General features: G+C 39.0%; 16 protein-coding genes. 7 read left to right on the top strand and 9 right to left on the bottom strand.

The window, feature by feature from the left end; all coding sequences use genetic code 11:
• Positions 1-38 precede the first annotated feature (38 nt).
• From EAL49_RS02510 to EAL49_RS02485, 6 genes are all read left to right on the top strand, one after another.
• Positions 39-827 (top strand): spermidine synthase, encoded by a 789-nt coding sequence (locus EAL49_RS02510; protein ID WP_120828698.1) that lies wholly within the window; start codon positions 39-41, stop codon positions 825-827.
• Between the two features lies 1 nt (position 828).
• A complete protein-coding gene (gene coaE / locus EAL49_RS02505; protein WP_120828695.1) occupies positions 829-1,419 on the top strand; it encodes a dephospho-CoA kinase in 591 nt (196 codons plus the stop codon).
• 58 nt (positions 1,420-1,477) lie between these two features.
• Complete coding sequence (gene gatA, locus EAL49_RS02500) at positions 1,478-2,839, top strand: Asp-tRNA(Asn)/Glu-tRNA(Gln) amidotransferase subunit GatA (protein ID WP_000631406.1); 1,362 nt, start codon at positions 1,478-1,480, stop codon at positions 2,837-2,839.
• A 9-nt stretch (positions 2,840-2,848) separates the two neighbouring features.
• Positions 2,849-4,294 carry an IMP dehydrogenase gene (gene guaB, locus EAL49_RS02495; RefSeq protein ID WP_001221704.1) on the top strand — a complete coding sequence of 482 codons (1,446 nt, stop codon included), beginning with the start codon at positions 2,849-2,851 and terminating at the stop codon, positions 4,292-4,294.
• Between the two features lie 121 nt (positions 4,295-4,415).
• A complete protein-coding gene (locus tag EAL49_RS02490) occupies positions 4,416-5,096 on the top strand; it encodes a F0F1 ATP synthase subunit A (RefSeq protein ID WP_000401225.1) in 681 nt (226 codons plus the stop codon).
• Between the two features lie 317 nt (positions 5,097-5,413).
• Positions 5,414-5,662 carry an RNA-binding protein gene (locus tag EAL49_RS02485; protein ID WP_000790557.1) on the top strand — a complete coding sequence of 83 codons (249 nt, stop codon included), beginning with the start codon at positions 5,414-5,416 and terminating at the stop codon, positions 5,660-5,662.
• Positions 5,663-5,893: 231 nt separating this feature from the next.
• Here EAL49_RS02485 and EAL49_RS02480 read toward each other — a convergent pair whose 3' ends face one another.
• The 7 genes from EAL49_RS02480 to EAL49_RS02450 all read right to left on the bottom strand — a co-directional run bounded on the left by EAL49_RS02480 (position 5,894) and on the right by EAL49_RS02450 (position 12,145).
• Positions 5,894-6,715, bottom strand: coding sequence for a glycosyltransferase family 25 protein (locus EAL49_RS02480; protein WP_120828693.1), 822 nt, complete (start codon positions 6,713-6,715; stop codon positions 5,894-5,896).
• A gap of 209 nt (positions 6,716-6,924) precedes the next feature.
• Positions 6,925-7,860 (bottom strand): thioredoxin-disulfide reductase, encoded by a 936-nt coding sequence (gene trxB, locus EAL49_RS02475; protein WP_120828691.1) that lies wholly within the window; start codon positions 7,858-7,860, stop codon positions 6,925-6,927.
• Between the two features lie 5 nt (positions 7,861-7,865).
• Positions 7,866-8,186, bottom strand: coding sequence for a thioredoxin (gene trxA / locus EAL49_RS02470; protein ID WP_000020199.1), 321 nt, complete (start codon positions 8,184-8,186; stop codon positions 7,866-7,868).
• Positions 8,187-8,277: 91 nt separating this feature from the next.
• Complete coding sequence (locus EAL49_RS02465; protein ID WP_001211696.1) at positions 8,278-8,622, bottom strand: YraN family protein; 345 nt, start codon at positions 8,620-8,622, stop codon at positions 8,278-8,280.
• On the bottom strand, positions 8,623-9,888 hold the full coding sequence (locus EAL49_RS02460; protein ID WP_120828689.1) for a homoserine dehydrogenase: 1,266 nt from the start codon (positions 9,886-9,888) through the stop codon (positions 8,623-8,625).
• Between the two features lie 10 nt (positions 9,889-9,898).
• Positions 9,899-11,683, bottom strand: coding sequence for an excinuclease ABC subunit UvrC (gene uvrC / locus EAL49_RS02455; protein ID WP_120828687.1), 1,785 nt, complete (start codon positions 11,681-11,683; stop codon positions 9,899-9,901).
• The gene (locus EAL49_RS02450) at positions 11,684-12,145 is read right to left on the bottom strand and encodes a hypothetical protein (RefSeq protein ID WP_120828685.1); all 462 of its coding nucleotides are present in this window, start codon (positions 12,143-12,145) and stop codon (positions 11,684-11,686) included. It lies immediately after the preceding gene.
• Here EAL49_RS02450 and EAL49_RS02445 point away from each other — a divergent pair.
• Complete coding sequence (locus EAL49_RS02445; protein WP_000468794.1) at positions 12,137-12,316, top strand: hypothetical protein; 180 nt, start codon at positions 12,137-12,139, stop codon at positions 12,314-12,316. The genes EAL49_RS02450 and EAL49_RS02445 overlap by 9 nt on opposite strands.
• Before the next feature lie 11 nt (positions 12,317-12,327).
• On the opposite strand, the gene egtV is transcribed toward EAL49_RS02445, so the two are convergent.
• Positions 12,328-12,969: an ergothioneine transport ATP-binding protein EgtV gene (gene egtV, locus EAL49_RS02440; protein WP_120828683.1), complete on the bottom strand. Its 642-nt coding sequence runs from the start codon at positions 12,967-12,969 to the stop codon at positions 12,328-12,330.
• Between the two features lie 3 nt (positions 12,970-12,972).
• Positions 12,973-14,634, bottom strand: coding sequence for an ergothioneine transport permease/ergothioneine binding protein EgtU (egtU, locus tag EAL49_RS02435; protein WP_120828681.1), 1,662 nt, complete (start codon positions 14,632-14,634; stop codon positions 12,973-12,975).
• Between the last annotated feature and the right edge of the window lie 19 nt (positions 14,635-14,653).

Below are 14,653 nucleotides of genomic sequence, written 5' to 3'. Positions count from 1 at the left end.
ATATAAATTAAATATTACAAAGTGATGAGAGAATGTCAATGTGGATCACCCAAGAAATCACGCCGTATTTGCGTAAAGAATACACCATAGAAGCGAAATTATTAGATGTTAGAAGCGAGCATAATATCTTAGAGATTTTTAAATCTAAGGATTTTGGTGAAATTGCGATGCTCAACCGCCAGTTGTTGTTCAAGAATTTTTTGCACATTGAAAGCGAGTTGCTCGCTCATATGGGGGGTTGCACTAAAAAGGAGCTTAAAGAGGTTTTAATCGTGGATGGGTTTGATTTGGAATTAGCCCACCAGCTTTTTAAATACGACACGCATATCGATTTTGTGCAAGCGGATGAAAAGATTTTGGATAGCTTCATTAGTTTTTTCCCCCATTTCCATGAAGTGAAAAATAATAAGAATTTCACGCACGCTAAACAACTCTTAGATTTAGACATTAAAAAATACGATTTGATCCTTTGCTTGCAAGAGCCGGATATTCATAAAATAGATGGTTTAAAAAGAATGCTTAAAGAAGATGGGGTGTTTATTTCGGTAGCCAAACACCCACTATTAGAGCATGTGAGCATGCAAAACGCCCTTAAAAACTTGGGCGACTTTTTTGCTGTTGCCATGCCTTTTGTAGCGCCTTTAAGGATTTTGAGCAATAAGGGTTATATTTACGCTTCTTTTAAAACCCACCCCTTAAAAGATTTAATGACGCCAAAAATAGAAGCGCTAACAAGCGTGAGATATTATAACGAAGACATTCATAGGGCTGCATTCGCTTTGCCTAAAAATTTACAAGAAGTCTTTAAAGACAATATCAAATCTTAAAATGATCTTAAAAAACGCTATCGCTCTCACAGGGGGGATAGGCACCGGCAAAAGCACCACCATTAAAATATTGGAATCGCAAGGCTATGAAATTTTAGATGCGGATAAGATCGCTCACCAATTATTGCAAGAGCACCGGTTTAAAATCGCCCAACATTTTGGATCAGAGATTTTAGAAAAAGACATTTTAAACAGAAAAAAACTTGGCGCGATCGTGTTTCAAAACGCTAATGAGTTAAAATGGCTAGAGGATTTTTTACACCCCTTAATCCGTGAATGCATGCTTAAAAAAGCCTATGAATTAGAAAAAAATCATCAAGCGTATTTTTTAGACATCCCTTTATTTTTTGAAGTGGGGGGAAAAGAGTGCTACCCTGTGAGTAAAGTGGTGTTAATCTATGCACCTAGGGTTTTACAAATTGAGCGTCTTTTAGAGCGAGACAAACTCAAAGAGGCTGAAATCTTGCAGCGCTTAGCTTGTCAAATGGATATAGAGCAAAAATGCGCCATGAGCGATTATATTATAGACAACAGCTCCAGTTTAAAAGATTTAAATAAGCAGGTTGAACGCTTTTTAAAAACGCTCTTATAAGCTCGTTTTATATGTAAGTATGTTAAACTACCATTAAATTTTTTGTAAGGCTAAACACATGATCACTTTAAAACAAGCCCTTTCTTTATCCCAAGATGAATTAGAAACCCTTAAAAACGAAATTGACGCTAAGGTTAGAGCTTCAGATTTGAACGCTTACATTAAAGCCCCTAGCCTTAATGGCGCTAGCGCTAAAGGGGTGCCAATCCTTATTAAAGACAATATCAGCGTTAAGGGGTGGGAAATCACTTGCTCCAGCAAGATTTTAGAAGGCTATATCGCTCCTTATCATGCGAGCGTGATGGAAAACTTGCACCAAAACAGCATGGCAGGGTTTGGGCTTTCTAACATGGACGAGTTTGCGATGGGAAGCACCACAGAGTCTAGTTGCTATGGGATCACTAAAAACCCACGAGATAAAAACAGAGTGCCTGGAGGGAGTAGCGGAGGAAGTGCAGCAGCAGTCGCTGGCGGCTTAGCGGTGGCGGCTTTAGGGAGCGATACGGGCGGGTCTATCAGGCAGCCAGCGAGCTATTGCGGGTGCGTGGGGTTAAAACCCACTTATGGGAGGGTGAGCCGTTATGGTTTGATCGCGTATTGCTCTAGTTTTGATCAAATCGGGCCTATCACGCAAAATGTAGAAGACGCTTCTATTTTATTTGACGCAATTAGTGGGTATGATAGCAAGGACTCCACGAGCGCGAATCTCAAACCCACGCAAACCTTTAAAAACCTTAACAGAGACAAACGCTTTAAAATCGCTATCTTAAGGGATCACATAAAAGATGCGAGCAATGAAGTGCAACTCGCTTATGAAAACACCCTTAAAGCCTTGAAAGAAATGGGGCATGAGATTGTGGAAAAAAAGATGTTGGATTCGCATTATCAAATCTCTATTTATTATATTATCAGCATGGCTGAAGCGAGTTCGAATCTGGCCAGATTTGATGGGGTGCGTTATGGGAGGAGGGCTCAAAATATTAAAGATTTGAAAGAATTGTATCTCAAAAGCCGCAGTGAAGGTTTTGGCGATGAGGTGAAACGGCGCATCATGTTAGGGAATTTTGTCTTAAGCAGCGGGTATTATGACGCTTATTATTTGAAAGCCCAGCAAATGCGTTTGATGATTAAAGAGCAATACAACAAGATTTTTGAAGAAGTGGATTTGATTTTCACTCCTGTTGCTCCTACGAGCGCTCATTTATTCAATTACCATGCAAGCCCTTTAGAAATGTATTTGAGCGATATTTACACGATTGGGGCGAATTTGAGCGGTTTGCCGGCCCTTTCCTTGCCGGTCGCTAAAGATCCTTTAGGCTTGCCTATTGGGATGCAATTCATTGCTAAGGCTTTTGATGAGCAAAGCCTTTTAGACGTTTCTTACGCTTTAGAGCAAGAATTAGATTTAAAATTAGATTAAGGATAGGAAATGAGAATTTTACAAAGGGCTTTGACTTTTGAAGACGTGTTGATGGTGCCTAGAAAATCCAGCGTTTTACCTAAAGATGTGAGCTTAAAGTCTCGCTTAACTAAAAACATTCGTTTGAATATCCCCTTTATTAGCGCGGCTATGGATACGGTTACAGAGCATAAAACCGCTATCGCTATGGCGCGCCTTGGGGGTATTGGCATCGTGCATAAAAACATGGATATTCAAACGCAACTCAAAGAAATCACTAAAGTTAAAAAAAGCGAGAGCGGGGTGATTAATGATCCTATTTTTATCCATGCACACAGGACGCTAGCGGACGCTAAAGTCATAACGGATAATTACAAGATTTCAGGCGTGCCTGTGGTAGATGATAAGGGGTTGTTGATTGGGATTTTAACCAACAGAGACGTGCGCTTTGAAACCGATTTGAGTAAAAAAGTGGGCGATGTGATGACTAAAATGCCTTTAGTTACCGCTCATGTGGGCATTAGCTTAGATGAAGCGAGCGATTTGATGCACAAGCATAAGATTGAAAAATTGCCCATTGTGGATAAAGATAATGTTTTAAAAGGCTTGATCACGATTAAAGACATTCAAAAACGCATTGAATACCCTGAGGCTAATAAAGATGATTTTGGGCGCTTGAGAGTGGGGGCGGCTATTGGAGTGGGGCAGTTGGATAGGGCTGAAATGTTAGTTAAAGCGGGGGTAGATGCGTTGGTGTTAGACAGCGCACATGGGCATTCGGCGAACATTTTACACACTTTAGAAGAGATTAAAAAAAGCTTGGTAGTGGATGTGATTGTAGGGAATGTGGTTACTAAAGAGGCCACAAGCGATTTGATTAGCGCGGGAGCGGACGCTGTTAAAGTGGGTATTGGGCCAGGAAGCATTTGCACCACTAGGATTGTGGCTGGGGTGGGAATGCCCCAAGTGAGCGCGATTGATAATTGCGTAGAAGTAGCGTCTAAATTTGATATTCCTGTGATTGCAGATGGAGGGATCCGCTATTCAGGCGATGTGGCTAAGGCTTTAGCTTTGGGGGCATCAAGCGTGATGATAGGCTCTTTACTCGCTGGCACAGAAGAATCTCCAGGGGATTTTATGATCTATCAAGGGAGGCAATATAAAAGCTATAGGGGCATGGGCAGCATTGGGGCTATGACTAAAGGGAGCTCTGATCGGTATTTTCAAGAGGGCGTGGCGAGTGAAAAGTTAGTCCCAGAAGGCATTGAAGGGCGTGTGCCTTATCGTGGTAAGGTTTCGGATATGATTTTCCAATTAGTAGGGGGCGTGCGCTCTTCTATGGGGTATCAGGGGGCGAAAAATATTTTGGAATTGTATCAAAACGCTGAATTTGTAGAAATCACTAGCGCAGGGTTAAAAGAAAGCCATGTGCATGGCGTGGATATTACTAAAGAAGCCCCTAATTATTATGGGTGAATTGTAAAAGAAAACAAGACAAATCGTTAAAAAACTCGTTAAAAAGCTTAATTTAATGAGTTTTTAAAACTTAATTGCTACAATTAAGGAAATTTTCAATAAGGCTTAGAGAAACTTTTTCATGGAACACAGAGTATTTACTATTGCTAATTTTTTTAGCTCTAATCATGATTTTATCACCGGTTTTTTTGTCGTTTTGACAGCGGTTTTGATGTTTTTAATCTCGCTTGGCGCATCGCGCAAAATGCAGATGGTGCCTATGGGTTTGCAGAATGTGTATGAGAGCATCATTAGCGCGATTTTGAGCGTGGCTAAGGATATTATAGGCGAAGAATTAGCCCGCAAATACTTCCCCCTAGCAGGCACGATCGCTTTGTATGTCTTTTTTTCTAACATGATAGGCATCATTCCTGGTTTTGAATCCCCTACGGCTAGCTGGAGCTTTACGCTGGTTTTAGCGCTGATTGTATTTTTTTATTACCATTTTGAAGGCATTAGAGTGCAGGGCTTTTTTAAGTATTTCGCTCATTTTGCAGGCCCTGTGAAGTGGCTCGCTCCTTTCATGTTCCCTATTGAGATCATCTCGCATTTTTCTAGGATCGTGTCTTTATCGTTTCGTTTGTTTGGGAATATCAAGGGCGATGACATGTTCTTGCTCATCATGCTCTTGTTAGTGCCTTGGGCGGTTCCTGTAGCGCCCTTTATGGTTTTGTTTTTCATGGGGATTTTACAAGCTTTTGTTTTTATGATCCTCACTTATGTGTATTTGGCAGGGGCCGTTTTAACCGATGAAGGGCATTAACCAAAACATTCTTGTTTGGCTTTAATAATGTTTTTTAAAACTTTGTTTTATGGTAGAGCTTTTAAAAGGATAGGGGGTGGTTTTGAAACCATGCTTATTCTTTGATAACGCTTTTTAAAATTACCGCTTGCTTGTGTAAGTTCTATTTTATTATCAATACCCAATTTTAATAGCTTTTATAATTTTTTAAGCAATCATTAGATAAAATCCACCATACTTCTGTTTTGGATGTGTTTGGGTTTTAGAAGTGTTACTTTTTTATAACTTTTTCATATTCTTATGGGTATGTTGTCATTTTTTTACCGGAGAATTTTATCTTGAAAAACATTTATGTAGGGAATTTGGTTTATAGCGCTACCAGTGAGCAAGTCAAGGAGCTTTTCAGTCAATTTGGCAAAGTTTTTAATGTCAAGCTGATTTATGACAGAGAAACGAAGAAACCTAAAGGTTTTGGTTTTGTAGAAATGCAAGAAGAGGGCGTTAGTGAAGCGATCGCTAAATTAGACAATACGGATTTTATGGGCAGAACGATTAGGGTAACCGAAGCCAATCCTAAAAAGTCTTAGTAGCATTAGAAAATTAGAAAATAATTTTCTAATGCACTTCATTCTTTTAATATGTCTTATTTAGATTGCTTATAGAAGCTAAAAGGGGTTAAAAACCCTTTTAAAATCCATTTAAAGATTGTAATCCATTCTTAAAAGCGATTAAAAATCAGTCTTATATTAATTAAATTATTCTAATCAAATAGGGACAACTAAAGCTTTAAAACGCTCTTTAGTATTTTTTATTATTGATTATACAAACTGCCAATATTTCAAATATTTGAAATGGAGTTCTCTCATTAAAGCGATTTTAGGGCTATAAGGTTCTTCTTTTCGCGCTATCGTAGAGATTTGCTCATCATCAGCGATCACAAAAGGTTGTAACACCAGATTTTTCACGCCATGGATAAAAGTAGCGTCCATTATCGTATCCACAGGAACAACCCATTTTCGGCTGCATTTCAAAAAAACTTTGGCAATCTTAGGCGTGATCACATAGCCTTGAGTCCCCACCCCTTCGCTATAAGCTTTAATGATCCCCACACGCTCTTGTATCTCATGGTTTTTGTGGTTTAATGGCTCACTTTTTACATTAGCATCATACAACAAATGCATCAAACGCACATAGCCTAGCTCTTGAATGTGTTTTTCTAAAAAATCCAAGCCCTCTTTAAAATCCTCTTTCAAGGTTATATCGTCTTCTAAAATACAGATCGCTTCATTGAGTTCTATGCATTTTTCCCACAAGGAATAATGGCTCGCATAGCACCCAAGCTCCCCCAAGCTCATAAACTTCGCATAGTATTTTAAAGCGTAATAAAACTTAGAAATCCCACTGATGAGATCGGTTGTGATCCCCATGTCTTTGATGTTTTGCGTGATGAAATAAGGGTGTAAATGCTTTTTAACTAAGGGGTGCAACCCGCTTTCAAAAGTTTTAGAATAAATCGCATCAAAAATTTGTGCCTTGTGGTGGGTGGCGTTGATATTGTTGAGTAAAGTTGTGGTGTCTCTAAAAACTAAACCAAATTCATCGCACACTCTTTGATTTAAAGAAATGATAAAAACACGCAAAGCTTAAACTCCCATAATTTTTAATAGAGTATATCGTTTTTAGGCTCTGTTTTACAATAAAACTTTTTTAAATTTGATATTCCATATCCAACTAAAAACCAACACCATGCGAATAAAACCGCATCACGGCTACAAAAAAGTTTTAAAAGATCTGATGAATGTTTGAAGCGAGAACTCATAACCCTAAAATCTAGGGCTATAAGCTTGATTTAATGGTGTTCTAAATAAGAAATCACGCTTAAGGCTGCCGTAGCGCCATCGCTTGCAGCGCAAACCACTTGCTTGGGGGCAAAAATGCGAATATCTCCTGCCGCAAACAAGCCCTGAACGTTCGTTTTCATGGAAAAATCCACGACAATAGAGCCGTATTCATCGCATTCGCATAGCATGGAGTTATCTTCTTGTTTCAACACGGCGTTATTCACATCATAACCCACAAAAATAAAAAGCCCTGGCACGACCAATTCTGTTTTTTTATTAGTGGCTGTGTTTTTAATGCTTAAAGAAGACACGCCAGAAGCATCGCCCTTGATTTCTTCCACCAGATAAGGGGTTAAAAACTCAATCTTATCATTGTTTTTAGCATGCTCTAAAGTGATAGGCGCGCACCTAAAACCATCTCTTCTGTGGATGAGATAGACTTTTTTGCAGATGTTGGCTAAATAAATCGCCTCTTCTACGGCGGTATCGCCCCCACCAAGCACCGCTACTTCCTTATTTTTGTAAAAGAAGCCATCGCATGTTGCGCAAGTGCTAACGCCTTTACCCCAAAATTCTGACTCGCCCTTGATGCCTGTGCGTTTAGGGCTACCACCGGTAGCGATGATCACGCTTTTAGCTTCAAAGGTCTTGCCGTCTTCTGCCAAAATAACAAAATGAGAGCCTTTTTTAGAAACCCTTTGAATAGCGGTCATTTCATGCTTTAAGCCAAAGCGAAAGCATTGCTCTTGCCATGGTTGCATGAAATCCAACCCGCTCACCACTTCCTTAACGCCCGGATAGTTTTCAATCTCACTACTGCCAGTGATTTGCCCTCCAGGCATTCCTTTCTCAAATAAAACGGCGTTTTTAACACCGCCTCTAGTGGCGTAAAGCCCCGCACTCAAACCTGCAGGACCACCTCCAATAATCGCACAATCTATCATGGCCACTAGCCTAGAAGTTTGTTCAATTGCTCTTTTAAAGCAACTTTAGTTTGCACGCCCACCAACTGATGGACAACTTCGCCATCTTTGGTGAATAAAAGCGTAGGGATGCTCCTGATACCAAATTTCGCACTCAATTCTTCTTGCTCATCGGTATTGACTTTACAAATCTTAGCCTTACCTTCATATTCGCTAGCTAATTCATCAATCACAGGGGATAGCATCTTACAAGGACCACACCATGGCGCCCAAAAATCCACTAACGCAACCCCTTTTTTAATGGTGCTTTCAAAATTTTCTTCAGTTAATTCAATATAGTGACTCATTGGTTACTCCTAATTATTCTATGATTTTGATTAACGAGAACTATCTTATCCTAAGAATGTTAATGAAATCGCATTGATTTTTGATAAAAATCTAAAAAGTGATATTTTCTAAAAGCTCAAATTTACCATTTTTCACAATAAGGGCGTCAATGCAAAAATCGCTATTAGGATCTTTTTGAGACAAATAACAGCGGATCGTTTTAATCATCTTTTTTAATTTGCTCGGCGTGATCGCATAAATGGGATCAAAATTTTCCCCGCTTTTGACTTCAATGAAATGCAAAACCCCTTCTTTAAAAGCGATAATATCAATTTCGCCAAATTGTGAAAAAAAGTTCCTCTCCACCATTTCAAAGCCCAGCGTTTTTAAAAATTCGCAAGCTTCTTCTTCAGCCTTTAAGCCCTTTTCTCTGTGTTTGTTATTCAAAAAACGCATTCAATTTTCCAAACGGATCATTTTAGGGGTATCCAACACGCTTTGTAAATTTTCAAGCTCTTTAAGGGCGTTCAGCATAGATTTTTCGTTGGTGGTGTGCGTGGAAAATAAGATTTTAGCCTTGTTAGATTGCGGGATTTCTTTTTGCAAGACATTGTTGAGTGAAATATCGTTTTTAGCTAAAATCGCGCTAATTTGAGAAAAAACCCCTTTTTCATCGCTCACTAACAAACGCGCATAATAAGCGCATTGGATTTCTTCTTGGGGTTTTAGGGGGAGTTTTTGAGGGGTTTCAAAGCCTAGCATTAGAGAGCTTTTTTTCCTTGCGATTTCTATAATATCGCTAATGACCGCGCTTGCGGTAGGCTCTCCTCCAGCCCCAGCCCCATAATACAAAGTCTCGCCCACTTTATCCCCTATAACGCTGATAGCGTTCATCACCCCATCCACTTTAGAGAGCATGCATTCGTTTTTAATCATGCTTGGATGCACCCTTAATTCAATGCAATCCTGGTGTTTTTTAGCGATGCCTAAAAGTTTGATGCTATAACCAAACTCTTTAGCAAACTCCATGTCGTCTGGCTCTATCTTTTCAATGCCTTCAATCAAGATTTCTTCTAATTTCGCGTCAATGCCATACGCTAAAGACGCTAAAATCAACAATTTGTGCGCCGCATCAATGCCTTTAATGTCAAATTCAGGGTTCAATTCCGCATAGCCTAAATGTTGCGCGTCTTTCAAAGCGTCCTTAAAGCTCGCTTGATTTTTAAACATCTGGCTTAAAATGTAATTGCTCGTGCCGTTTAAAATCCCTTTAAAAGAAAGGATATGATTAGCGCTCAAGCCGTCTTTTAAAGCTTTGATAATAGGGATACCCCCACACACGCTCGCTTCAAAGCCTATGGGGGTGTTTTTAGCGATTTGTTCTAATTCATAGCGGTGATACGCTAACATGGCTTTATTGGCTGTAACGAAGGCTTTTTGTTTGGCTAAAGTTTTTTTAGCTAAAAGATAAGGCGCTTCCACCCCACCCATAAGCTCTACGACAATATCAATCTCTTCATCTTCAACCACACTCTCTAAATCATTGCTGATTTCAAAAGCATAGCCCTTGTGCTTTTTCACATCTCGCACCACCGCTTTTTTAATTTTAATTTCCACGCCGGCTCTGTCTTTAATGATTTCTTGATTTTCTTGTAAGATTTTAGCTACCGCGCTCCCCACACACCCTAAACCCACAAGCCCTATATTCAATCTTTTTTTCATGTTTTTTCCTTTAAATTCGTTTTTTTAAAACGGCGTTTTTTTCCTGCTCGCTCGCTTTTTCTATCGCTTCAAAACTCCCAAAATAATCCAACAATTTTTTCACGCTGGCTTCTCCTATACCCTTTTCTTTTAAAAGAGCGATTTGTTTCATGTTTTTAAGTTTAGTGGATCTGTGGAAGTTTATCGCATACCGGTGGCTTTCATCGCGCAATTTTTGCACCCACTGCAAGCGTTTGTCGCTAGGGAGCAATTTAAAAGTATTGCTAGGCGTATGGATAATGTCTTTAGCGCCCCCTTTAGAGCGATAAGCCTTAGAATCCCTTTTTTCTTTAGAAATAGCGATCACTTCTACAAAACTCCCGCTGCTTTTTAAAATTTCTAAAGCGATGTTTAATTGCGCCCTTCCTCCATCTATTACCCACAAATTAGGCGGTGGCTCTTTGGCAAAGTCTAAAGCCCTTCTGGTGAGCAATTCGCTCATTTGATCGTATTCGTTAGAGCCTTTTAGATGGTAGCGCCGATAAGAGTTTTTTTGGAAAGCGTTATTTTCATACACGACCATTCCTCCCACGCATTGGCTGTTTGAATGGTGGCTTACATCAAAGATTTCCACCCTATAAGGCACGCACTCTAAATTGAAAAGCGATCGCGCTTCTTCTAAAATCAGATCTTCATTAGAGGTTTTTTCTTGGCTAAAAATCTCTTGAGCGTTTTTCATAGCGATTTCTATTAAAGCGAGCTTATCGCCCTTTTTAGGAATGCTAAGAGCGATTTTTTTAGAATATTGATGAGAGATAAATTCTTGCAATTCTTTAAGCGTTTCGTTAGAGCAAGCGTTTAATAGAATTTGTTCAGGCATCAAAGGCAAATGCGATTGGTAATGATTGATAATGGCTTGTTTCATCGCTTCATCAGTGTCAAACCCGTTGAGAGAGTGGATTTTTTCAAATGTTGAAGAAATGATTTTACCCCCACGCATAAACATTTTCACCAACACCGCTTTATTGCTTGCACCATAAAAAGCAAAAATATCCAAATCATAGAGTTTGGCTAAATCCATGCAAGTGAAAGGGGCGATTTTTTGGATTTTTGCAATCCTGTCCCTATAAATGAGAGCTTCTTCAAAACGCAAGTTACTAGAAAGGCGCTCCATTTTCAATTCAAGCTCTTTGATGAGTCTGTCTTTATTTTCAATCATTTCTAAACATTTTTTAGCGATTTTTGAATATTCTTCTTTGGTGATTTTATCCTCGCATGGGGCTTTGCAACGCTCTATTTGATAAAACATGCATGCCTTTTTATCCTTGATGCAATTTTTCTTTTGAACTAACGGGAGCAATTCATACAAGCTGTCCAAAATATCCTTAGCCCCGCTCGTAAAAGGGCCAAAATATTTAACGCTAGGCTGTTTTAAAATTTTTCGTGTGATTAAAGGGATAGGGAAATCGGTGGAAAAATCCATGTAAATATAGGGGTAAGTTTTATCGTCTCTTAAAAGAATGTTGTATTTGGGCTTGAGCTGCTTGATCAAAGAATTTTCTAAAATCAAAGCGTCTTGCTCGTTTTCCACTAAAATCGTTTCTAAAAAAGCGATTTGTTTGACCATCATTTGGATGCGTAAGCTTGCGCGATGGTTGGGCGTGATTTCATTATTACGGACAGAAAAATAGCTTTTGATGCGCTTTTTTAAGTTTTTCGCTTTACCGATATAGAGTAATTGGCGGTTTTTATCAAAATATTGATACACGCCACTGCTATTAGGAAGGTTTTTCAAATTGGACAATAAATCAGCCATTCACTTCTCAAAAAAACTGCGTTGGTAGTGGATCAAAGCGCGCGCTTTTTCAAAACATTCATGCAAACGAGCGTCTTTAATGGGGTTATGGAACAACCCTAAAGCGCTAGGGCGAAAAAAACGGGCTTGTTTTTTAATGGGGGCATAAAAATTGGCTTTTTCTAAGGAATCTTTAGGCACATAACCTAAAATTTCTAACGCGCTAAATTCATCAAACCCATAAGCATGCCCTTGCGTGTTTAAAAAATGGCTGATTTCTTTAGCGAATCGCTGGTTAAATTCTTTAGAAGCCCAAAGATCTTTAAACGCAAAAAGCAATTTAGAGTCTTTTATGAAGATAAAAAGCAAATTTTCTTGTAAACTTAAAGGCATAAAAACCTTAAGCTTTTTGAATTTCAAAAGGGTTTCAAGCTTTTTATAAGACTTTTTTTGAATGAGTAAGGAGAAAATATTTTGTTCCATAAACTGATCTTAACATGCTTTTTAACGCTTGTAGCAATAACGATTCAAGCTTGCGGCTATAAAGCCCCCCCATTCAATGAAAAACCCGCTAAAAAAACTTCAAACAGCTCTAATTCTTCTATGCAAACGCCCACCAACAACACCACACCAGAATTTTTAAATCAGCCTTAAAATCATTGCTCTTATTTAAGGGCTTTGATTTCTAGGGTTTTTGTGGCTAACTTTTGCGCCTCTTCATCATCATGCGTTACCATAATGAAAGTAGCGCAAGAATTTTGGTGTATCTCTTTGATGAGATCTTGCAAATTCTTACGATTAAAACTATCTAAAGCGCTAAAAGGCTCGTCTAATAAAATGAGTTCTGGCCTGTGGATAATCCCCCTAATAATGCCCACTCTTTGGGCTTGCCCCCCGCTCAATTCATTGGGGAATTTATCCATAAGGCTCTCCTCTAACCCCATTTTTAACGCTAAGGCTTTGGCTTCTTTTTGAGCGGCTTGTTTGTTTATGCCTTGTAAATTAAGGCAAAAGGTCATGTTTTGCATGGCGTTTAAATGAGAAAATAAGGAATTGCCTTGAGCGATATAGCCTATTTTTTGGCGTAAAAAAGCGTTGTTTGAAAGGGTCTCATTAAAGATTTTAACGCTCCCAAGATCAGGTTTTAAAAGCCCTAAAATCAAGCCTAAAAGCGTGCTTTTGCCGCTCCCGCTCTCCCCTAAAACGCATAAAAAATCCCCTTTTTCAATGCTTAAATTAAAATCCTTAAAAACAGCGCGATTGCGGTAGTTAAAAGACACATTCTCTATTTTGACGATTTCTTTCATGCTTTATAACCCTAATCTTTCTAAAAAATCTTTAGCTACGATTTTAGGGCTTTTTTTCAACACTTCCACCTGATAGTTTAAATCCTGCATTTTCTCATCGCTAATTTTTGAATCCAATTTTTCTAAGATTTCTAGTGCTTCAGGATACTTTTTTACTATTTCTTTTCTTATAACAATACCGGCTTGATAATTAGGGAAAAACCCTTTATCGTCCTTAAGCACCTTTAAATCCAACTCTTTGATTTGAGCGTCTGTGGTGAAGACATCTAAAGCGTTGATTTTATGGGATTCAAAACTCTTATAACGCAAATTAATATCCATTTCATGCAAACTTCTAAAATGAAAGCGGTAAGCTTTCACTAAGCCCTTAAAAGCGTCCTCTCTTTCAAAAAAATCAAACTCCGCTCCAAAATCAAAATTTGGGCTATGAAAGGCTAAATCGCTGAAAGTTTCAATCGCGTATTTTTGAGCGTCTTCTTTAGAAATCGCTAAGGAATAGGTGTTATTAAAGCCCAAAAGCCCCACCCATAAAAGATTAAATTCCTTTTCATAACGCTTTTTGATCGTTTCAAAATCCACTTTTTGAGTCAAAGGGTTTTTGAGCGTGTTCACCCAAGCGGTGCCGGTATATTCCACATACAAATCAAAATCGCCTCTAATTAATGCCGGATGGATATTCATCGTCCCCCCACCAATGCCAAACGCCCGCTTGATAGGAATGTGGTGTTTTTCTAACAAAAGGCTTAAAATCTCGCCCAAAATATACTGCTCGCTGCTAGGTTTTGTCGCTACGACTAAGGGCTTTTCTTCTATGGCGTTTCTAGGAATGAGCCATAAAGCGCTCGCTAGCAATAAAAAAAGAAACACCGCTAAATTAATATAAACTCTTCTTTTTTGTTTTTGGGTGGCGTTTTGAGAAAATAGGCGTTGCAAGGCGTTTTCATGCTGAAAGACGCTCACAAATTGATCCGCTAAAACGCTAAAAAGAGCTATGATCAAACTGCCCGCCACTAAAAGCGTGGTGTTTTGCGTGTTTAGCCCTCTAAAAATCGCTTGCCCTAAGCCTCCAGCCCCAATGAGCGCCCCGATCCCAGCCATCGCCACTAACATCACCACCGCAATCCTTAAACCCACTAAAATTTGAGGGATAGCGAGCAAGAAGTGCACCCTAAAAAACAACTCTTTGGGGTTACACCCTAGCCCAATAGCGGCTTTAATGACCTCTTCTCGCACCTCTTTTAAAGCGTTATAAGTGCTATGGACAATGGGTAATAAGCCGTATAAGACCAACACTAAAAGCGCGTTTTTTAACCCCACCCCAATCACAGGAATGAATAACGCGAATAACGCTAGCGATGGGATGGTGTAGAGGAAATTCACCACAGGGAGCAAAAACGCCCTAGCCTTTGAGTTATAAAACACCAAAACCCCAATCAAAACCCCAAACACCAACACGAGAAGACTAGAAAGCGCAACGATGATAAAATGTTGCGCAATCAAATCTATAAAATAAATGAAGCGATCATGAAATTCTTTTATCAAATATTTTACCATGCTTATTTTTAATACTATGGCAACTAAATGCTGCGTAGCCATATCCATAGAATGGAGCAACCATTCATACAATTCTTTGATCAATTGTTTAAAAACGCCCATGCCTAGCATTATAACCAAACTTATTTGA

The sequence above is a fragment of the Helicobacter pylori genome (assembly GCF_003637665.1).
GTDB classification, from domain to species: Bacteria; Campylobacterota; Campylobacteria; order Campylobacterales; family Helicobacteraceae; genus Helicobacter; species Helicobacter pylori_CK.
The sequence above is the reverse complement of the archived record's forward strand: the minus strand, read 5'-3'. Positions and strand labels throughout refer to the sequence as shown.

Excerpts from the sequence above, each read along its gene's own strand:
- guaB (WP_001221704.1), top strand. The coding sequence starts at position 2,849 with ATGAGAATTTTACAAAGGGCTTTGACTTTTGAAGACGTGTTGATGGTG.
- EAL49_RS02465 (WP_001211696.1), bottom strand. The coding sequence starts at position 8,622 with ATGCGTTTTTTGAATAACAAACACAGAGAAAAGGGCTTAAAGGCTGAA.
- coaE (WP_120828695.1), top strand. The coding sequence starts at position 829 with ATGATCTTAAAAAACGCTATCGCTCTCACAGGGGGGATAGGCACCGGC.
- uvrC (WP_120828687.1), bottom strand. The coding sequence starts at position 11,683 with ATGGCTGATTTATTGTCCAATTTGAAAAACCTTCCTAATAGCAGTGGC.
- gatA (WP_000631406.1), top strand. The coding sequence starts at position 1,478 with ATGATCACTTTAAAACAAGCCCTTTCTTTATCCCAAGATGAATTAGAA.
- egtV (WP_120828683.1), bottom strand. The coding sequence starts at position 12,969 with ATGAAAGAAATCGTCAAAATAGAGAATGTGTCTTTTAACTACCGCAAT.
- egtU (WP_120828681.1), bottom strand. The coding sequence starts at position 14,634 with ATGCTAGGCATGGGCGTTTTTAAACAATTGATCAAAGAATTGTATGAA.
- trxB (WP_120828691.1), bottom strand. The coding sequence starts at position 7,860 with ATGATAGATTGTGCGATTATTGGAGGTGGTCCTGCAGGTTTGAGTGCG.
- EAL49_RS02490 (WP_000401225.1), top strand. The coding sequence starts at position 4,416 with ATGGAACACAGAGTATTTACTATTGCTAATTTTTTTAGCTCTAATCAT.
- trxA (WP_000020199.1), bottom strand. The coding sequence starts at position 8,186 with ATGAGTCACTATATTGAATTAACTGAAGAAAATTTTGAAAGCACCATT.
- EAL49_RS02510 (WP_120828698.1), top strand. The coding sequence starts at position 39 with ATGTGGATCACCCAAGAAATCACGCCGTATTTGCGTAAAGAATACACC.
- EAL49_RS02460 (WP_120828689.1), bottom strand. The coding sequence starts at position 9,888 with ATGAAAAAAAGATTGAATATAGGGCTTGTGGGTTTAGGGTGTGTGGGG.
- EAL49_RS02450 (WP_120828685.1), bottom strand. The coding sequence starts at position 12,145 with ATGGAACAAAATATTTTCTCCTTACTCATTCAAAAAAAGTCTTATAAA.